This is a genomic window from Clostridium sp. AF02-29 (assembly GCF_934835585.1).
Lineage (GTDB): Bacteria > Bacillota > Clostridia > Lachnospirales > Lachnospiraceae > Otoolea > Otoolea fessa.
Genome location: NZ_CAKVZK010000014.1, coordinates 1 through 19633, shown reverse-complemented (window position 1 = coordinate 19633; position 19633 = coordinate 1). Strand labels below are relative to the sequence as shown.

16 protein-coding genes are annotated in these 19633 nt (G+C 42.8%); 13 read left to right on the top strand and 3 right to left on the bottom strand.

Annotated features, from left to right (window positions below; genetic code table 11):
* Positions 1 to 149: 149 nt before the first annotated feature.
* Complete coding sequence (locus tag PUQ60_RS05285; RefSeq protein ID WP_273400815.1) at positions 150 to 902, bottom strand: YwaF family protein; 753 nt, start codon at positions 900 to 902, stop codon at positions 150 to 152.
* Between the two features lie 327 nt (positions 903 to 1229).
* Here PUQ60_RS05285 and PUQ60_RS05280 point away from each other — a divergent pair, with 327 nt between their 5' ends.
* The 12 genes from PUQ60_RS05280 (at position 1230) to PUQ60_RS05225 (ending at position 15264) form a co-directional block, all read left to right on the top strand.
* On the top strand, positions 1230 to 1829 hold the full coding sequence (locus tag PUQ60_RS05280) for a methyltransferase domain-containing protein (RefSeq protein WP_273400813.1): 600 nt from the start codon (positions 1230 to 1232) through the stop codon (positions 1827 to 1829).
* Positions 1826 to 2296, top strand: a complete 471-nt coding sequence (locus PUQ60_RS05275; RefSeq protein WP_273400811.1) for an LURP-one-related family protein — start codon at positions 1826 to 1828, stop codon at positions 2294 to 2296. Before PUQ60_RS05280 ends, PUQ60_RS05275 begins: the two co-directional genes overlap by 4 nt.
* An 846-nt stretch (positions 2297 to 3142) precedes the next feature.
* On the top strand, positions 3143 to 4288 hold the full coding sequence (locus PUQ60_RS05270) for an ROK family transcriptional regulator (protein ID WP_273400809.1): 1146 nt from the start codon (positions 3143 to 3145) through the stop codon (positions 4286 to 4288).
* 38 nt (positions 4289 to 4326) lie between these two features.
* The gene (locus PUQ60_RS05265) at positions 4327 to 5406 is read left to right on the top strand and encodes an SIS domain-containing protein (RefSeq protein ID WP_118468274.1); all 1080 of its coding nucleotides are present in this window, start codon (positions 4327 to 4329) and stop codon (positions 5404 to 5406) included.
* A 19-nt stretch (positions 5407 to 5425) separates the two neighbouring features.
* Positions 5426 to 7504 carry a hydantoinase/oxoprolinase family protein gene (locus tag PUQ60_RS05260; protein WP_273400807.1) on the top strand — a complete coding sequence of 693 codons (2079 nt, stop codon included), beginning with the start codon at positions 5426 to 5428 and terminating at the stop codon, positions 7502 to 7504.
* Between the two features lie 16 nt (positions 7505 to 7520).
* Positions 7521 to 9182, top strand: a complete 1662-nt coding sequence (locus tag PUQ60_RS05255) for a hydantoinase B/oxoprolinase family protein (protein WP_118468271.1) — start codon at positions 7521 to 7523, stop codon at positions 9180 to 9182.
* Between the two features lie 15 nt (positions 9183 to 9197).
* Positions 9198 to 10259: a TRAP transporter substrate-binding protein gene (locus PUQ60_RS05250; protein WP_273400805.1), complete on the top strand. Its 1062-nt coding sequence runs from the start codon at positions 9198 to 9200 to the stop codon at positions 10257 to 10259.
* Complete coding sequence (locus PUQ60_RS05245; RefSeq protein WP_273400803.1) at positions 10213 to 10839, top strand: TRAP transporter small permease; 627 nt, start codon at positions 10213 to 10215, stop codon at positions 10837 to 10839. The genes PUQ60_RS05250 and PUQ60_RS05245 overlap by 47 nt, the downstream gene beginning before the upstream one ends.
* On the top strand, positions 10836 to 12188 hold the full coding sequence (locus PUQ60_RS05240) for a TRAP transporter large permease (protein ID WP_273400801.1): 1353 nt from the start codon (positions 10836 to 10838) through the stop codon (positions 12186 to 12188). The genes PUQ60_RS05245 and PUQ60_RS05240 overlap by 4 nt, the downstream gene beginning before the upstream one ends.
* A gap of 692 nt (positions 12189 to 12880) precedes the next feature.
* Positions 12881 to 13714, top strand: coding sequence for a basic amino acid ABC transporter substrate-binding protein (locus tag PUQ60_RS05235; RefSeq protein ID WP_022360147.1), 834 nt, complete (start codon positions 12881 to 12883; stop codon positions 13712 to 13714).
* A gap of 118 nt (positions 13715 to 13832) precedes the next feature.
* Positions 13833 to 14522 carry an amino acid ABC transporter permease gene (locus tag PUQ60_RS05230; RefSeq protein ID WP_022360148.1) on the top strand — a complete coding sequence of 230 codons (690 nt, stop codon included), beginning with the start codon at positions 13833 to 13835 and terminating at the stop codon, positions 14520 to 14522.
* Positions 14512 to 15264: an amino acid ABC transporter ATP-binding protein gene (locus PUQ60_RS05225; RefSeq protein ID WP_022360149.1), complete on the top strand. Its 753-nt coding sequence runs from the start codon at positions 14512 to 14514 to the stop codon at positions 15262 to 15264. The genes PUQ60_RS05230 and PUQ60_RS05225 overlap by 11 nt, the downstream gene beginning before the upstream one ends.
* Positions 15265 to 15781: 517 nt before the next feature.
* Here the strand turns inward: PUQ60_RS05225 and PUQ60_RS05220 are convergent.
* Together PUQ60_RS05220 and PUQ60_RS05215 are read right to left on the bottom strand one after the other, a co-directional pair.
* On the bottom strand, positions 15782 to 16690 hold the full coding sequence (locus tag PUQ60_RS05220; protein WP_273400799.1) for a tyrosine-type recombinase/integrase: 909 nt from the start codon (positions 16688 to 16690) through the stop codon (positions 15782 to 15784).
* A 202-nt stretch (positions 16691 to 16892) separates the two neighbouring features.
* Positions 16893 to 17393 carry a MarR family transcriptional regulator gene (locus PUQ60_RS05215; RefSeq protein ID WP_107000566.1) on the bottom strand — a complete coding sequence of 167 codons (501 nt, stop codon included), beginning with the start codon at positions 17391 to 17393 and terminating at the stop codon, positions 16893 to 16895.
* 260 nt (positions 17394 to 17653) lie between these two features.
* Between PUQ60_RS05215 and ftsH the strand changes: the two genes are divergently transcribed.
* Positions 17654 to 19537 carry an ATP-dependent zinc metalloprotease FtsH gene (gene ftsH / locus PUQ60_RS05210; protein WP_273400796.1) on the top strand — a complete coding sequence of 628 codons (1884 nt, stop codon included), beginning with the start codon at positions 17654 to 17656 and terminating at the stop codon, positions 19535 to 19537.
* Positions 19538 to 19633: the final 96 nt, after the last annotated feature.

The following is a 19633-nucleotide window of genomic DNA, read 5'->3' as shown; positions in this document are numbered from 1 at the left end:
CTGAACTGAAAATTCCGTATGATATCATATCGATAGCAGATTTTGCCGATTTGAAATGCGAAGCATCGGTAAAATCCCGTTGATGTGCACGGAATGAGTGAGCAGCAACGAATATGTCAGCTTTGCTGACCAGAATCACGCGCCAAGTCTCACGGACGTTCGGCTTGAAATACGAGATGCAGCAGCCAGGCACCCAGGATGATCGAAAGCACGTACACTGCATTTCCGGCAAAAATTCCAAATTTAGCAGCGATCTGGGAGTACACAATCTGCGTGGTCGCGTAGTACGGCGTGATATAAAACATATCTGCGTTTCCATACGGATGCGAGGTAACATTGATGATGGTTGCGATGACACATCCGACCGCAAATACAGCTGTAGACTGCCAGAATCCTTTGGCGGTTGGCAGCACCATGCGGGAAAAGGCGATGAGCAGTCCGATGAAGATCAGAAGGATATGCCAGATAAATCCATGCAGGGTCAGCGTCCAGTACGGGTGCATCAGACCGGACGGATCGACGAACACCATGACGGCACCGAGCAGGTTGTAATTATACATAAAAGTGCAAAAAATACGCTGATATTTATGCGGAACAAAGGGCAGCAGCAGGCAGAGGTACATCGGTAGGCTGCAGAGCTGGAATGGAAAATACCACCAGTCGTAGTGCCGGTTGTTTTCTATGTAATAGAGAAAAAGCTGTTTGTAGACCTCGGAAAATGCCAGAAAAACACCGCAGGCAAAGAGCAGATGCAGACGGAACGCTTCGGAGCGCGTCCGCAATTTCCAGGCGGCAAAGGCGGCGAGCGGGATGCCGATCAGCATAAATGCTAAATGAAAGGGAGACCAGACTGCGGGCGGCGTCATGGACCAGGCAGTTAAGGTAAGTAGACGGGAAATCATAAAAAGCCTTCTTTCGTAATAAAACCTAAGGAATGGTTCCGTATCTTGTGAATCATGCTGCAAGCGACCGCGCCCGGCGAGAGAATGTGACAAGGCACATTCTCTTTACGGAAGCAGATGCCCAGTACAGAGAAAACGGTACAGAATAGTTATAGTACGAAATATTAGATTTGCCAAGAATTAACAACAAGATCTGCCCATAATAAGACGATGGGAGATTTACATATTTGCAATTTTTTTCTTTCCAAAGCTGCAAGTTGACAAGCGCCGCCAATTTCCTATATTCTGTAGATATAAGAATCGAGTAAATGATACGGGAGATATACCATGAACCAAAATGAGACCCAATGGGATAGATTTCTGAAAATCCGAACAAGCGGCAGAGATGATTCGCATGCGGATCAATACCGATACCCATACGAACCGACGGCATACGTGGTTCTGGAACGGTTGGCGAACAGCGGATTAATTCGGAAGAATAATACCTTATTGGACTATGGAACCGGCAAGGGAAGAGTCTGTTTTTACTTGTCCTATCAGACAAGGTGTAAAACAATCGGAATCGAATACGATGAACGTATTTATCAGGGGGCAGCAGAAAATAAGGAGACGGCAGTGTCCGGAAACCGTACTTCCTTTATCTTAAGCAGTGCGGAGAACTATGAGCTTCCTCCAGAAGTGAACCGGTGTTATTTTTTTAATCCATTTTCGTTAGAGATATTGCATTCTGTTCTTGCCAGGATATATGAGTCCTATTACGAAAATCCGAGAGAGATACTGCTGTTTTTTTATTATCCATCGGAGGAATATATCAGTTGTCTGATGACGGAGGAACAGCTAATGTTTTATGATGAGATCGACACATCGGATTTGTTTCCGAGCGAGGACAAAAGAGAACGGATTATGATATTTGAGGTGATTTTATGAAGCTTTTATTTAAACAGCGGTTATTTTCGTGGTTTGACAGTTATGATATTTATGATGAGTTTGGCAATACAGTATATGTGGTAAAAGGCCAGTTGTCCTGGGGCCATAAGCTGGTGATATATGATGGAGACGGCAATGAAATTGGAATGGTTGTTCAGCGTGTACTGACATTTCTGCCCAAATTTGAGATATATAAAAACGGCACCTATATCGGATGTCTGAGTAAAGAAATCTCTTTCCTGACACCGCATTACAACATTGATTACAATGGCTGGCATATCGATGGTTCGATTATGGAATGGGATTATAATATCCTCGATCAAAGGGGATATTCGGTTGCTAGTGTCAGCAAAGAGCTGTTCCATATGATGGACACGTATGTTATTCAGGTAAATGAGCTGGAATATGCATTGGATGCATTGATGTTTGTGCTGGCGATCGATGCGGAAAAATGTTCAAGGAAGTAAGAAAGGGTGCGTCTGATTTTGGCTACAAGAGCACCGAGGTATTCTTAAATGATTTAATATATTCAGGATAGAAATGTTGATACGACATGCTACAGACGGAAATTTATATCTGTATGACATGGTGAACATAAAAAAGAAATGAGCACCCCGCTTGAGCAATAGCTGTACGGTAACAAACCCATTTCTTGATTATATGATACGTTGAACAGTATTAAATGTCAACGAAAAAAAGCATAAGAAATCTCAATGAAAAGCCAGGTTCAGATACACTGATTACTCTCCGTGCGTCCGGACCTGTTTTTTGTTGCTATCGTTTCTTTCAGTTGCCTTTGCCACGCCTGCTCTTGGGAGATTTCAGCATATCAGATTTACGAAGAATGCCCATGTTCGATATGGAGAACGTACAAGCCGCCTGGGAAGAGCGAGATAAGGAAATGTTGAAAGTTCTACTGCATGGGTATGTGTGGAACCATATAGAAGGTTAGTAAAAACATTCTTGAAATTGTTGATTCGTTACAGGTTGACAGTTACTGTCATCCTTGGTTTGTAATTGCATTTTTGTTAGATATAATTGATTTTATGAATTATCAATTGCATTGCAAAAAGAGTTCAGCATATATGGGCGTGTATCTTGAAAGTGACATTTAGTTTTCTAAATAAACAAATTATGTGAAACGCGTTTTGGCGATTTTTACGAAAATATAAAGATATTTTGTTGAAAAATCCTATTGAAAACAGAATAATAAAAGTGTATTTTATATATAAATCCTCTTGCTTGATACGAGAGGTAATTTTTAAAAGAATTAGTAAGTGTACTGAACTAATTAAGTGAGTAAGGGGTGTAATATGGAGAAGAATGGAAATTTAGGGCATTTAGAATTAATACGAAAAATTAATCGGACATTGATTCTAAATATGGTCAAGGAGAAACAGCCGATTAGCCGTGCACAGATATCAAAGGCATTAAATTTGAGTAAAACAACAGTTAGTGCGATTGTAGATGAATTAATTAAGAAAAAGCTCCTAGTTGAGTATGGAGATTGTATGTCTCCCTCAGGGGTTGGACGTCCATCTACTATGCTGGGATTTAATCCAAAATCTGCGTATTGTATTGGCATAGATATTGGCGGAACAAAACTTTTGTTTTTGATAACAGATTTGGTGGGTAATATTGTGTACGAAAAAAAATTACCAACCAAAAATCAGTTTGAGGAATTAGTCCAGATTGTAGAGGAGTCATTAGAAGCAGCAGGAATTAAACGAGAAATGATATTTGGCATGGGAATTGGAGTCCCGGGAACGGTGGATTCAGATGGAACAGTGGTGCGTGCCAAAGCATTATCGTGGAATCAATTTCCTTTGCAAAGTTTAATGAATGAATATTTTTCATTTCCAGTGTATGTCGGAAATGATGTGAATCTGGCAGCATTAGGTGAACGTTGGATAGGTTCAGGCGAACAGACGGACGATATGTTGTTTATTGCATTGGGAACAGGTATTGGCGGAGCATTAGTATGTGGTGGACAGTTGGTATTGGGAGCTCAAGGAAGAGCAGGAGAATTGGGATATTATTTAGATAGTTCTGATGTGGAAAAAGGAGAAATTAATAAATTAGGACAACAGGGAATTTTAGAAAAAAAATGTTCTGGCTCGGCACTGGATCAAATTGTTGGTTCGGCAGAAGCATTATTTGCAGCATATAGCCGAGGAGATACCTCAGTAATACCGGTAATAGACAAATTTGTTCGTGATTTTTCAGTTGCGATAGCCAATACGATTAGTCTTTTAAATCCAGAGAAGGTTGTAATAGGCGGTGGAGTTTCTGATTCTATGGGATCTGTGATTCAGCGGATTCGAGAGGAGGTTGGCAGGCTTACGCCAATTCAGGCGGATATTTGTTTGGCAAACTTGGGAGGAAAAGCAGGAGCTCTAGGAGCAATTAATTTTGCTTCAAAAAAAATCGAAGAGCAGGACATACAGGTAAAAAAATAAAATAGAGAAAAATACAAGAGTTGGGAGGCATACATAGAATGAAGCAAACCATGAAGAGCTGTATATTGGAACAGCCAGACACAATTAGAAGAGTTTGCCAAAATGCAGAAAAAGTGTGTGATAGTGTGTATTCTATAGTGGGAAAAGGTCCATTTGACAAAATCTATTTAATTGGTTCTGGAACCTCACTTCATACAGCAATTGCGGCTAAATATGCATTTACAAAATGGTTCAATGCAGAGGTCCAGGTGTTTACCCCATTTGATTTTTTGTATTACTATCCACATTATCGACTAGATGAGAAAACGCTGATTTTAGGAATTTCACAGACGGCACGTAGTATTGGGACGATACATTGTTTGGAAAAAGGAAGAGAGTATGGGGCTAGAACCGTTATGGTAACAGCCGAGCCTGATAATCCTGGTGGAAAAAGTGCTGAGGCAATTTTGGATACATGTACAGGAGAAGAACTGGTAGGGGCCAAAACGAAGGGATTTACTTCGACTATAGCAATGTTGTATTTATATGCTGCGGGATTAGCTGGTAAGGAATTAGACATTTCGTTAGTTCCAAAATGGATGGAGCAAAGTTTGAGATGTACATCTGAAGAAATTGAAGATTTTGCGGAGGAGTATAAATCTGCTCCATCTGTGACAATTATCGGAGGTGGTACTTTAACAGCTGCAGCTAAAGAAGGGGCTCTTAAGGTATTAGAAGGAGTGCGAATCCCGGTAGAGGTATATGATGTGGAAGAGTACATGCATGGTCCGTATCATTGTCTTGAAAAGTGGTCATATTTGATTTTTTTGGTAAACGAGGGACCTGGAGTAGAGCGAATAAAGAGAATGATTCAATTTGCTCAGGAACATTCGGATCACGTGACTGTTATTGGTTACGAGGGCTTTGAAAAAGAGATTGAAATAAAAGGTCGTTTTATCTCGCTTCCAGGAGGAATGGATGAAATTTTAACTCCATTATTTTACATTATTCCATTACAATGGCTGGCTAATGATGTAACAGAAAAGAAAGGACGTCACCCGGAACAATCAAGATACCCAGAATTTCATAAGATGCTAGGAAGTAAATATATGCCGAAAGTAAATTATTACCAGGGATAGAGATAAAGGAGGATGAAAAATGGCTAAATTGAAATTAGGTGTAGATGTAGGAGGAACGTTTACCGATGTAGTCGGAATAAATGAAGATGGTAAGGTGTATTTTGCAAAAACGCCTTCTACACCTGAAGATCAAAGTATAGGTGTTCTGAACGGAATTAGAGCACTTTTAGAAGAGTTGGGAGTAGCACCAGATTGTGTGACGGGTGTTGCACATGGAACGACAGTGGCTACAAATACACTTTTGGAACGAAACGGCGCTGTAACAGCATTAATAACAACAAAAGGATTTAGAGATGTTTTAGATATTGGTCGCCAGAGCAGACTAGAACTTTATGATTTACATGCTAGAAAACCAGCTTCATTAATTCCACGATATCTTCGTCGGGAGGCAGACGAAAGAATGGATTATACGGGAACTGTATTGGTGCAGTTGGATATGGAGGAATTAAAGAAAACGATTCATGAATTAATGGAAGAGGGAGCGGAATCCATTGCAATCTGTTTTCTTCATTCTTATGCGAATGATGAAAATGAGAAAAAAGCGTTGGAAGTTATTCGTGAAATCGCACCAGATTTTCCAGTGTCTGTATCTAGCGAAATTTTGCCGGAGTTTCGTGAATTTGAACGAATGAATACAACCGTTATGAATGCATATGTTCAGCCAAGAATGCAGAAATATGTATCCCAGTTGCGTAGACGATTAGATGAAAATGGGATTAATTCTCCATTGACTATTATGCAATCTTCTGGAGGTATGATGACCGATCAGATTGCAGCTCAGAAGAGTGTGAATACGTTATTATCTGGTCCGGCTGGAGGTGTTTTGGCTGCCGAATTTCTTTCCAAGATTACGGATTATCATAATATTATTACTGGAGATCTTGGAGGAACGTCATTTGATGTAGGAATTGTGCAGAATGGTTCTATTGGTATCACAGGTGAAGGAGTGATTGAGGGATTTCCGGTAAAATTCCCACATATAGATATTACTACGATTGGAGCAGGAGGAGGCTCTATAGCATGGCTGGATGCTGGTGGAGCGCTTCGGGTTGGTCCTCGCAGTGCAGGAGCAGTACCGGGACCGGTTTGTTATAGCAAAGGAGGAACAGAACCAACAGTAACAGATGCTCATGCTGTGTTAGGTCGTGTGGGTGAAAAATTGCTAGGTGGAAAAATGCACCTGGATGTGGCGGCTGCACGGAAAGCGATAGAAGAAAAATTGGCCGTAAAATTAAATATGACAGTGGAGGAAGTAGCAGAGGAAATTCTTCGTGTAGCGAATTCCAACATGGTCAGAGCAATTAGAGTTATGACGGTAGAAAGAGGAATCGATCCGAGAAAGTTTGTGCTTCTGCCATATGGAGGAGCGGGAGCACTTCATGCGGTTGAACTGGCAAGAACTCTGGATATAGGAACAGTTGTTATTCCTATCGCACCTGGAAACTTTTCTGCTTTTGGATTATTAGTTGCACCAATTAGATATGATGAAGTATGCACGTATCATAAACATGAAAAAGATGTTTCTTTCAACCATATGGAAGAAAAATTTGAAAAATTAGAGGCTGAAGCAAGAAAAGAAATGGCTCGAGATGGCGTATCAGAGAGTAGCGTAAGTTTTGAGAGAAAAATAGATATCCGCTATTTTGGTCAGGCCTACGAATTAACGATTTCGGTACCCAATAGCCCGGTGAATCAGCTGGTTTGGGATAAGCTTGTGAATGATTTCAGTGATGCACATGAGCGTTCTTATGGATTTAAGAAGAATGATCCCATGGAGTTGGTTAGTTTGCGTCTTTCTGTAGTTGGGGAAATGGACAAAAGTAACTTGTATTCAAAAGGAGAAATTAGCAAGGAACTTCCAAAACCAGAAGAAATTCGAAAAGCTTATTTTATGGGAGAGTGGCTGGATACAGCCGTATATAAGCGAGATGCTTTAAAAGCAGGTAACAGCTTTATCGGTCCGGCAATCATAGAGGAAACAGGAGCTACGTCCGTAGTAGGGCCTGGCGATAAGGTGACAGTAGATGAGAGAATGAATTTGGTTGTGAAGATTGCAAATCATGAGACTGGGAAGATGGAAGCATTAGAAGAGAACTAAAAGGAGGAATGAAAAGATGGATGCAATCACATTGGAAGTTATGCGAAATCGCTTTTTTGCAATTACAGAAGAGATGGGAGCAGCATTAATTCGGACAGCCTATTCCACAAATATTAAAGATAGAAGAGATTGTTCGTGTGCGTTATTTGATGTAAATGGAGAGACGATTGCACAGGCAGAGCATATACCTGTTCATTCAGGAGTGTTGCCTTGGGGAGTAAAGGGAGCTTTAAAGCATATTAACAAAAAAGAACTGAAACCTGGAGATGCTATCATGCACAATGATCCATTCATTGGTGGAACTCATTTGCCAGATATTATTATCTTTTCTCCGATCTTTTTTAAAGGAGAGCTAGTAGCTTTTGTAGGAAATCTGGCGCATCATGTAGATGTGGGAGGAAAGGTTCCGGGTTCGTTAACACCAGATGCAACGGAAATTTTCCATGAAGGGATTTGCTTCCCACCAGTAAAGATAAAAAAAGAAGGAAAAGTAGATCCTGAGATTTTTGCTATGTTTCGCTCTAATATCCGAACAAAATACGAAAGTAGCGGAGATTTGATGGCTCAGATTGCAGCAAATAATGTAGGAGAAAAGCGGTTTGAGGAATTATGTGATGAGATGGGCGTAGAAGTAGTTCTTGAGGCAATTGCAGAGTTAGAGAACTACTGTGACCGGCGAATGGGAGCAGAGTTAGAAAAACTTCCGAAAGGAACATTTGAATTTGAGGATTTCTTAGAGGGAGATGGAATTACTACAACAGAGCCATTAAAAATCAAGGTAACAATTACTACAGGAGGTCCACATATTAAAATTGATTTTACGGGAACATGCCCTCAGGTAAGAGGACCTTTGAATTGTGTTCGTCCGATGGCTTTGGCTTGCATTTATTATGTTGTTCGAGCAGTGACAGATCCCACGATTCCACCGAATTCTGGAACATATCGCCGCTTTGAGGTTATAACACCGGAAGGTTCCTTGGTAAATGCGGTATATCCAGCAGCTACCGGTTCTGGAAATTCTATTACGTGTCAGCGTTTGGTAGATGTACTGCTTGGTGCACTGGCTCAAGTGGTTCCAGAAAAAGTATGTGCGGCTGCTTGTGGATCTATGAATGGAATTCAGCTGGGTGGTTATAATCCAGAAACACATTCGTTCTTTGCTAATGGTGAAACTGTTGGAGGAGGATATGGTGGAATGTGCGATCAAGATGGAACCAGTGGAGTTAATACGCATATGACTAATACCAGAAATACACCAGTAGAAGTTCTTGAAAGAATCATGCCGGTTAAGGTAATACGATATGGTTTAGCTCCAAATTCTGAAGGACCTGGTAAGCACAGGGGTGGATTTGGAATTGAGCGAGTCCTGGAATTCCAGACAGATGAGGTGGACTGCTTTATTGCCTCTGATCGTGTTAATACGGCACCGTGGGGATTAAATGGTGGAAAAGCAGCATTAGGAGCTCGTTTTACAGTAAATAGAGCTGATGGAACGGAAGAACATTTGCCTTCGAAAGCAAGGGTGCGTTTTTATAAGAAAGATAGACTCTATATTCAGACAAGTGGCGGCGGAGGTTGGGGTAATCCGCTTGAGAGAGATAAAAAAGCATTAAAGTGTGATGTGAAAGATGGCTTGATCAGCCAGGAACGAGCAGAAAAAGAATATGGTGGATGTTGAAAAAGGAGGGGTACAATGAAAAAATTAATTGCAACGACAATGGCAGCAATGATGGCATTAACTATAGTTGGATGTGGAGGTAATAATACAGTTGCACTGCAGAGCGATAAAGCGGCAGAAACTACGAAAGCAGATTCAGATGCAACTCATCTTGTTTTGACAACATCAGCGTTAGATCCAGAGGTTGCCCCGGATTATAATCCATGGGCTGATGGACTACTGAAATTTAAAGAAGAGGTAGAGAAAAATAGTAATGGCCGTTATGTAGTAGATATTTATTGGTATTCCAGTTATGCCAGCGATGCGGAATCCTTTCAGATGATTCAGGATGGGGAGACGGATTTTAACTTTGGTGCCGGAATGTCTAGTGTAGATAAGAGATTTGCATGGCAAAGAATTCCATTTTTATTACCTGATTTAGACACAGTGAGGGAAAAGCTTGCTAATCCGAATGCAGAAGGATTTGCTATTAATACAAAGCTTTATGAAGAAAATGGAATTAAGCTTTTGGCGCAAAACAGTGGCTTACAGCGCCACATCTTTTCGACAGATAAATTGATTAAAGTGCCGAAGGATCTGGCGAATGAAACGTTTCGAACATATGAAGATGCTATTGTTAACGAATTTTATGGCGGTTTGGGAAATATCGCAATTATGCCATACGGAGAGTTATATACTTCGCTGCAGAATGGTTTGATTACGGCTACGGATCAGCAGATACCTTCATATATTATTGAAAATTATTATGAAGTAGCACCATTTTATTCATATGTTGGAGCTCAGTGGACTTCGTATAGTTTGATGATGAATTTAGATAAGTTTAATCAGTATAGCGAAGAGGATCAAAAGATATTTGTGGATGCTGCCTGGGCGTGTTCAGAGGCTGAATATGAATCTTATAAAGATATGAAAGCAGACGCAGAAAAATTCTTTGATGAAAAAGGAATTACATATTATCAGCCAACAGATGAGGAATTGAATCAATGGAAAGAGTATGCGGCTTCTCTGTCGGATAAGTGGAGAGAACTGATTGGAGAAGAATTATACAATCAGGTATCTGAGCTGTTTAATTATTAATGGTATGGGGGATGCTGCAAGTGGATTGATATCTATGTTTGTAGTATCCCCTGCTTTTTTAGTTACCGTTAAAGAGAGGAGGAACGTGGTGAAATTTTTAAAAAAATTAGATCATATAGTTGAATTTGTGGTTGGAAATTTAGCGGGCATTTTGTTGATTGTGATGATGATTATGGTTAATCTGACAATCTTCAGTCGTTGGGTATTTAATATTAATATGCACGGCTATGAGGAATTGCCAACAATTCTATTTATTGTATTTGTATGGCTTGGAGTAATACTGGTTGTGCGTGATGACAATATGCTAAAAGTCGATTTCTTCTTGAATCTGTGTAAGACGGAAAAGTCAAAAGAAGCACTTCATTTGTTTAGTTTGATTATTTCTACTATAATATGTGGATTATTTATGCCATTAACATTTGATTTAATGATGACACATATTGAACGTAAAACGGTGTCTCCGGCTGTTGGATTTAGCATGTGGTGGGTATATGCTTCTGTATTTTTAGGAGCTTTGGGGATGATGGTTTATTATGTGGTGAATGTTTGTAAATCTATAAGGAGGTTACGCACATTATGATATTTGGAATAGCTGCAGTATTAATTTTACTCATGATTTTTTCCGGCGTTGCAGTTCCATTAGCATTTTTGGGCGGCTCCTTTTTTGTGGCATATATGGGGCTTGGAAGTACAGGAACGTTTGCAACGAATGCGTTTTACATTTTGAACTCTATTTCTATGTTGGCGATTCCGCTTTTTATAGTAGGCGGTTCTTTGATTGAGCGAAGCGGAATTGCAAATGTGCTGATTCGGGTAGCGGATAAGATGCTACATAATGTAAAGGGAGGATTGACGGCCACAATTCCAGTAGTTTCCTGCTTTTTTGGTGCCCTTTGCGGTTCAGCATTGGCAACGGCTAATACACTGTCAACAGCTATGGTGCCAGAATTGGAAAAGAAAGGATATGATAAAGCATATTTAGCGGCATTAATTGCAGCTTCCAGTCCTTTTGGCTTTATGATTCCACCAAATGTAAATGCTATTATTTTTGCATCCGTGTCCTCGGCATCGGTTGGTGCTTTATTTATGGCTACGATTGTGCCGGGATTAATATGGGCAGGACTCTATTTGATCATTAATCGGATTATTTATATAAAATATTATCATCCAGAATATGCGGGTAAAACAGTTGCATCCGTTTCTGCATGTACTGAAGATAATGAGCCTAAAGAAGAATCAGAAAAAAATGCGCGTGAGACTATAAGCCGGAATAGATTTTTTTTAGAGCTTGTTGTAGCAGTTTTAATGCCGATAATTGTGTTAGGGGGTATCTATGGCGGCATTTTTACAGCGACAGAAGCAGGTGCAATTACCTGTTTATATGGAGCGATCATGGGAGTGGTAGTTTATAAAAAGCTTTCTCTGGTTCAATTGATGGGCGTTTTTTCTAAGGGAGTCAAGGATGTTTCGGCATTGGTTATAATGTTTCCAATGACTTTGATTTTCAGTCGTTTGATGACACTTAACCATATTCCTGAGTTGGTGGCAGAGTTAATGTTGGGAATTACCAATAATCGTATTGGTCTTATCCTGTTAATAGATCTTCTGCTGTTTTTTATAGGTTTTTTCTTGGATGGAAATGTTATTATTTTGACGCTGGTGCCACTTCTTACACCGATTGCTACTGCATGTGGAATAGATACAATTCAGTTAGCAGTAATCGTTTTTGTTTCGATAGGTATTGGCTCAATTACACCGCCAATGGCTACTTGTCTGATGGCATGTTCCAGAGTTTGTGATGTTCCGATTCATAAACTTATTAAACCTATTCTTCCATTTTTGCTTTTTGGTGCATTACCTATTTTGCTGCTGGTATCGTTTGTTCCTGTCGTATCAACCTGGTTGCCGGGCTTGTTTTATAGTTTCTAGTCAACGCTATTATAACGAATGGATTGCTTTTATGCGTTTTTTTAGCTGAGGCGCTGAACTATCAAGGTGTTGTCAAGTGCTTGTTGAGTTATTGGTAGAAAAAAGGAAATTTTTTTCAAAGAAATTCTCTAAGTAAATGATATTGCCTGTGGAGAGAACGTGAAGTTTGAAAACAGGAAACACAGAAAAAACAAAAATTTGGATTATTGAAAAAAATATATATCCAGTCTTTGTCAGTTGAGTGAAAATAAAATCGCTGTAACCCTTGTATTTGCTGGGGTGCAGCGATTTTTGTTGCTGTTGCAGACTATAGTATTTTTTTCTTCCTTGTCCATTTTTGGAATTGTTCTCATTTTACTGTTCGTTATGAATTGATAATCCGTTCGGAAACCGGAAACATTCTTCGAGCTGTCATCTGCTTTCATTTACTTTCAAAATTTCACTAACCTGATTATGCAACTATTAAACTCCCGTGCCAAGAATTAACAACCAGATCTGTCCGTAACTGGAACCGTACAAATTGGAAAAGAATGCATAATCATACAAAACCCTGTAAAAAACAGGAATTCAGGCTTGATTATTTATAAAAATGCGGTATAATGTATTCCTAGATACAATAATAAAAGTAAGAATATTCGTATTTACTGCATAAAAATACAAAAGCAGCGAATAGAAATGAGGAGGAATTTATTATGAAAAAGAAATTAGCAGCAATCGCTATGGCAACTGCTATGGCAGCATCGTTAGCAGCATGCTCTTCCAAACCGGCAGAGACAACCGCAGCCGCAGAGGAGAATGAGGAGACAACCGCAGAGGCAGCAGAGGGCAGCGAGGCAGCAGAAGCTGGCGACAGCGCATTTGCAGGAAAAACTCTGATTATGTCCACCAACGCTGAGTTCGCACCGTATGAGTACCACGATGGAAATGATATCGTAGGTATCGACGTAGATATTGCAAACGCTATCTGCGAGGATATGGGAGCATCTCTGGAAATCACCGACGTAGCATTCGATTCTATCATCCCGGAGGTTCAGTCCGGCAAAGCTGATTTCGCAGCAGCAGGCATGACTGTTACCGAGGACCGTCAGACTCAGGTGGATTTCTCTGACACTTACGCAACCGGCGTTCAGTCTGTTATCGTAACAGAGGACAGTGACATCGCATCCCTGGATGATTTAAAGGGCAAGCAGATCGGCGTTCAGCAGGGTACCACCGGAGACCTGTACTCCACCGATGATTTCGGCGAGGAGAGCGTACAGAGATTTTCCAAGGGCGCAGATGCAGTACAGGCACTGTCTACTGGCAAGATCGATGCAGTTATCATTGACAACAAACCGGCACAGGTATTTGTAGACGAGAATGAAGGCTTAAAGCTTCTGGAAACACCGTACGCAGAAGAAGAGTACGCAATCGCAGTTAAGAAGGGCAATACAGAGCTTCTGGACGCTATCAACGCATCCATCGCAAACCTGAAAGAGTCTGGAAAACTGGACGAGATCGTTGCAAAATACATTACCGCTGAATAATTTGACAGAAAAAGCTACATCTGTTTGATTAAGAAAAAGGTTGCTGCAGAATGAAAAAGATGAAATTCGGCAGCAGCCCTTTTTCGGGTCTATATCATCTTACAAGGAGGAAAACGGATTGGAGAAACTCAAGCAGGCCTTATATTTAAACCTGATCAAGGATGACAGGTGGCAGTATTTGACAGGGGGCCTAAAAAATACCCTGATCATCACGTTATTTGCGACCCTGATCGGCATTGCCCTTGGTCTGCTGATTGCGATTGTCCGTGCGACTCACGACAAAACCGGTAAAATGAAATTTTTAAATGGTGTCTGCCAGGTATATCTGACGGTCATCCGGGGAACGCCGGTTGTCATCCAGTTGATGATTTTCTACTACTGTATTTTTGTATCGCGTGTATTTGCCGGCGTCTTTGTCGGTGTGATCGCGTTTGGTCTTAACTCGGCGGCATATGTAGCGGAGATCTTCCGTTCTGGTATCATGTCGATCGACGAGGGACAGATGGAGGCAGGTCGAAGCCTTGGTTTTAACTATGTCCAGACGATGCGTTATATCATTATGCCGCAGGCGTTTAAAAACGTACTTCCGGCGCTCTGCAATGAGTTTGTTGTTCTTCTGAAAGAGACTTCGGTAGCCGGTTACGTGGCGGTGCAGGATCTGACGAAGGGCGGCGATATCATCCGTTCCAGAACGTATGACGCGTGGACACCGCTTCTGATCGTGGCTGCTGTTTATCTGGCGCTGACGATGATCTTCAACCACTTTGCACAGAATCTGGAAAGGAGCCTGAGAAAGAATGAACGATAACGTACAAAACGGAGAAGTGATAATTGACATCAATGACCTTTCCAAGGCGTTCGGTGATTTAAAGGTCCTGACCAATATTTCCACCCAGATACGCAAGGGGGATGTTGTCTGCGTGATCGGACCATCCGGTTCCGGTAAATCCACATTTCTGCGCTGCATGAACCTGCTGGAAACTCCGACCGGCGGACACATCTATTTTGAGGGAACGGATATCACGGATCCGAAGACAAACATTGACAAACTCCGTCAGAAAATGGGAATGGTATTTCAGCAGTTCAACCTGTTCCCGCATATGACGATTCTTGATAATATGACGCTGGCACCGATGAAACTGCTCGGACGCCCGAAGGACGAGGCGGAGACGGAGGCATTGAAACTTCTGGAGCGTGTCGGATTAAAGGAAAAGGCATCCGCCTATCCGGGACAGCTCTCCGGCGGTCAGAAACAGCGTGTGGCGATCGTCCGCGCACTGGCAATGCATCCGGATGTGATGCTCTTTGACGAGCCAACCTCTGCGCTTGACCCGGAGATGGTAGGCGAGGTATTAAACGTAATGCGCCAGCTTGCCGAGGAACACATGACGATGGTCGTGGTTACCCATGAGATGGGCTTCGCCCGCGAGGTGGCAACCCGCGTCATGTTCATGGAGGGCGGTAACTTCATCGAAGAAAACGAACCGAAGGAGTTCTTTGAGCATCCAAAGAGCGAAAGATTGAAGGCATTTTTGAGTAAGGTGCTGTAAGGAAATTTAATATTAGGAAAAGTCCGGTAGGGAGAGAATGTCATAGAACATTTTCTTTCTGCCGGGCTTTTTTTATGCCTGTAATATCTTTATGCGTTTTCTATTATTCATCTGGTTCTTCTAATTTCCGTTTTGAAAAATGTTTATTTGGAAAGAAAAGTTGTTAAAAAAATTGCAAATATGTAAAACCAAATGAAATCTCCCATCGTCTTATTTAGTAGAACAGCAGAAAAGGAGGAAGATTCTGAAAAGAAGGCGGAACAGAATGTTGAGACAAAGCTGGACAGTGGGAAGCAGAAGAAAAAAGAGAATGCGGTAGAACGGTCGGGTGAAAACATTAGAACCGATAGCGCTGAGGAAGCACTGCCATATGAGCTCGTGATTGTGGAGGCAGAGAAAAAATAAATCTATAATAAAGGGGAAAGAATTGCGGAAAATGGCAGTTCTTTCCCCTTTTATGGTTTTCACACGCCTGTGCCTACCACGTCACCACCCGGTCAATCACCGTCTGCTGTTCCTAACTCGATTTCATCAGGTACCCCCGGGTTGTTTCGATGCTGTCGTGTCCTAACAGATCCGCCAGCAGGGAAATATCGCCGCATTTTTCGATAAAACTCTTGGCAAACCGGTGGCGGAATGCATGCGGATGTACCATTTCCGGTGTCATGTGGTAGGAGAGGGCGATGGTTTTGAACTGGCTGCGGATGCCGCCTGGAGAGATGGGGGAACCGAAGCGGTTGAGGAAGATGGGACCGTGGGATTTGTGGAGAAAGGAAAGCCATTTGAGGGTATCGGTTCGGAGTGACTGTGGGATGTAGATGCGCCGGACTTTATTTCCTTTGGAATAGATGTCCTTATAGCCGGAGAAAATATCTTCTGCCTGGAACTGAATCACCTCGCTGACCCGGACGCCGGTTGCCGCCATGAAACGGATAAGAAAATAGTAAGTGTACCGTTCATCCCGAAGCAGGCAGCGTTTCAGGTATTCATAATCCGCCTCGCTGATCATGTGATCCAGATAGGTTTTCTGCTGGATTTTTACCATGGGAAGATGCCCGGGATAGAGCTTTTTAAAATCCAGGTAGGCATTCAAAGCCCGGATCCGCTGGTTGATGGTCTGCGGCTTGTAGTGCTCGAGCAGAAAGATTTTGTATAGCTTTAAATTGGGATAGGTAATGTCACGGTAATAGGTAAAATACTGCCGTACCGCATAAGTGTAAGCGCGGAGTGTCTCATCGGCAAGGTTGCGCGTGAGCAGGTAGCGGGCAAATTCGTCCGCGGCCTTTTGGGCTCTTGCAGGTGCGGCAGCACGCGTTTGACCGGAAAGGCGTGGAATGGCAGCAGAAGTTTGCCTGGATGAGAGGGGGAGAGTGTGCTTGCTATGAGTAGCGTGTGGAAAAATATGATTTTCTATCATTTGTGGCATAATATGTAGGAACCTTCTTTCTGTATCATTGAGAAACATCCATTGGCACAGAAAGAAAACTCTGCCGAGGCGTGGAACACACCGGAACGGATGAAAGGATGAAATGGCAGAGAAATCAATCCGGAATGCTGCTGGACGTTACAAAAGTCAATTATACAGGATTTAAAAGAAAGCGGAGAAAAAAGTGTCTCCAGTGTCTTTATCATACGGATACATTCTTCGCAGGTTCATCGGTTTCACAGTTGAATTTTTTCATTAATTCCATCAGGCGGCACAGGCACTCGTCCATCGATGCCAGTTCTTCCGGGGTGTAAGCGCGCAGCCCAAACAGGGTGGAAGACAGCATTTCCTGCTTCATCTGGTTCATCATCTCACGGCCGGAATCGCAGATGCGGATGTAGACGCGGCGGCGGTTGGCTGTGTCATGGATCCGCTCGACCAGACCGCGTTCCTCAAGAACCTTGATCATATGGGAGAGCTGCTGCTTTGTGATACTCAGCTTGTCCGCCAGCTCAGACATGGTATAGTCCTGATCTGCCCAGCTGTCGAGCGCGATCAGGGCAAAAAATGGAAGCGAGTTGACTTTCATATCATGGCTTGGCTGGTAGTGGCATTTCGCCAGGGAGAGAAAGCCGAGTGCAAACTCCAGGAAGTGGATACCGGTGTTTTTTAAAAGATTTGAATTTTTTTTGCCTGGATTCATAGGAAAACCTCCAAATTTAAATATCAAAGTAATAAAATGCGGTCCATTTCACAAACATAAATTGCAAACAAGGAAACATCAATTTACTTGTACTCTAGCACACCCAGACAAAAAGGTCAACAAATATAAAAAGTAAATAAATATTTACTATTGTGGATTGACAAATAACAAAGAATGCTGTATATGTTAATGTATCACGAAACGATGTGACAGAAACACAGAAACCATCTGTCACAGACTCACAATAAGGAGAACAATCTATGGTAGAGAACACGAACGGCGGCGGAAAGCAGCCGCCCAGAAAATCATTTTTATATTATTATGGATTGGTTATGCTGATTGTCATGCTGTTAAATATTTTCCTCTTTCCATCTATGATGGATCGGACGCAGCAGGTGCGGTTTGACCAGTTCAGCGATCAGTTGAAGGAAGATAATGTCGATGAAGTGTATGTGACGACGAACAATGAGATCGTTTATACGCTGAAAAATGACAATAAAAACACAGCGTGGAATGTTACCTACAAAACCGGCGAGATTCCGGGTGTCAATCTGTACGATCTGCTGGATGGTAAGGATGTGAAATACAGTGCGGAGATCAACACACAGGCGTCACCGCTGCTAAATTTCCTGCTGACCTGGATCCTGCCGCTGATTCTCTTTGTGGGAATCGGACAGTTCATGGGACGCTCGCTGATGAAACGGATGGGTGGCGGACCTGGCAACGCAATGACGTTTGGCAAGTCGAATGCGAAGATTTATGCAGAATCTGAGACGGGTATCACATTTGCAGATGTGGCTGGCGAGGAAGAGGCGAAGGATGCATTAAAAGAGATTGTCGATTTCCTGCATAAGCCGGAAAAATATTCGGAGATCGGTGCGGTGCTGCCGAAGGGCGCCCTGTTAGTCGGACCTCCAGGAACCGGTAAAACGATGCTGGCGAAGGCTGTTGCCGGGGAAGCACACGTTCCGTTCTTCTCGATCTCCGGTTCGGAATTTGTTGAGATGTTTGTCGGCATGGGTGCGGCGAAGGTGCGTGATTTATTTAAACAGGCCAATGAAAAAGCGCCGTGTATCGTATTTATCGACGAGATCGATACGATTGGTAAGAAGCGTGACGGCGCCGGCATGGGCGGCAATGACGAGCGCGAGCAGACGCTGAACCAGCTTCTGACTGAGATGGATGGTTTTGACGGTAAGAAGGGTGTTGTCATTCTGGCGGCGACCAACCGTCCGGAATCCCTCGATCCGGCGCTGCTTCGTCCGGGACGTTTTGACCGCCGGATTCCGGTAGAGTTGCCGGATCTGAAAGGCCGTGAGGCAATTCTGAAAGTCCATGGCAAAAAGGTTAAAGTGGATGAGAGTGTGGATTACAATGAGATCGCCCGTGCCACCAACGGTGCGAGCGGCGCGGAGCTGGCAAACATTGTCAATGAGGCGGCGCTGCGGGCAGTACGGATGGGACGAAAGACCGTGTCCCAGCAGGATCTGGAAGAGAGTGTCGAGACGGTTATTGCCGGATATCAGAAGAAGGATGCCGGTGTTTCCGGGGATGAGAAGAAGATTGTCTCCTACCATGAGATCGGTCATGCGCTGGTAGCGGCGCTGCAGACGCACTCGGCTCCGGTCCACAAGATCACGATTGTGCCGCGAACCTCCGGGGCACTCGGATATACGATGCAGGTGGAGGCGGATCAGCGCTTCCTGATGAGCAGGGAAGAGGCGTTCAACAAGATCGTGACACTGACCGGCGGCCGTGCGGCGGAGGAGCTGATCTTCCATTCTATCACGACAGGGGCTTCGAATGATATCGAACAGGCAACCAAGATTGCCCGTGCGATGGTGACGCGTTACGGCATGAGTGACCATTTCGGCATGGTAGCGCTCGAGACGGTCAATAACGCCTACTTAGGCGGCGATACTTCTCTGGCTTGTTCGGCAGAGACGGCGGCGAAGGTCGATGAGGAAGTGATTGCGCTGGTAAAGAGCGCGTATGAGAAAGCGAAAGCTATTCTTTCCGGGCATGAGGATAAGCTTCATGAGCTGGCAGACTATCTTCTGGATAAGGAGACGATCACCGGTGAGGAGTTTATGAAGATTCTGGAAGAGAAAAAGGAAGAGGGTAATGAGAACACAGAGGTGTAATCAATGGTTTGTCATTTATAGCGATTATAGTTAGCAGAGTCAAAAAGGCAGATGTCAGGCATTTAAAGTGAGGTGCCGGGCATCTGCCTTTTTTTA

What these genes read in the sequence shown, in the direction of transcription:
- PUQ60_RS05285 (WP_273400815.1), bottom strand. Translation starts at nt 902, where the DNA reads ATGATTTCCCGTCTACTTACCTTAACTGCCTGGTCCATGACGCCGCCC.
- PUQ60_RS05280 (WP_273400813.1), top strand. Translation starts at nt 1,230, where the DNA reads ATGAACCAAAATGAGACCCAATGGGATAGATTTCTGAAAATCCGAACA.
- PUQ60_RS05275 (WP_273400811.1), top strand. Translation starts at nt 1,826, where the DNA reads ATGAAGCTTTTATTTAAACAGCGGTTATTTTCGTGGTTTGACAGTTAT.
- PUQ60_RS05270 (WP_273400809.1), top strand. Translation starts at nt 3,143, where the DNA reads ATGGAGAAGAATGGAAATTTAGGGCATTTAGAATTAATACGAAAAATT.
- PUQ60_RS05265 (WP_118468274.1), top strand. Translation starts at nt 4,327, where the DNA reads ATGAAGCAAACCATGAAGAGCTGTATATTGGAACAGCCAGACACAATT.
- PUQ60_RS05260 (WP_273400807.1), top strand. Translation starts at nt 5,426, where the DNA reads ATGGCTAAATTGAAATTAGGTGTAGATGTAGGAGGAACGTTTACCGAT.
- PUQ60_RS05255 (WP_118468271.1), top strand. Translation starts at nt 7,521, where the DNA reads ATGGATGCAATCACATTGGAAGTTATGCGAAATCGCTTTTTTGCAATT.
- PUQ60_RS05250 (WP_273400805.1), top strand. Translation starts at nt 9,198, where the DNA reads ATGAAAAAATTAATTGCAACGACAATGGCAGCAATGATGGCATTAACT.
- PUQ60_RS05240 (WP_273400801.1), top strand. Translation starts at nt 10,836, where the DNA reads ATGATATTTGGAATAGCTGCAGTATTAATTTTACTCATGATTTTTTCC.
- PUQ60_RS05235 (WP_022360147.1), top strand. Translation starts at nt 12,881, where the DNA reads ATGAAAAAGAAATTAGCAGCAATCGCTATGGCAACTGCTATGGCAGCA.
- PUQ60_RS05225 (WP_022360149.1), top strand. Translation starts at nt 14,512, where the DNA reads ATGAACGATAACGTACAAAACGGAGAAGTGATAATTGACATCAATGAC.
- PUQ60_RS05220 (WP_273400799.1), bottom strand. Translation starts at nt 16,690, where the DNA reads ATGCCACAAATGATAGAAAATCATATTTTTCCACACGCTACTCATAGC.
- PUQ60_RS05215 (WP_107000566.1), bottom strand. Translation starts at nt 17,393, where the DNA reads ATGAATCCAGGCAAAAAAAATTCAAATCTTTTAAAAAACACCGGTATC.
- ftsH (WP_273400796.1), top strand. Translation starts at nt 17,654, where the DNA reads ATGGTAGAGAACACGAACGGCGGCGGAAAGCAGCCGCCCAGAAAATCA.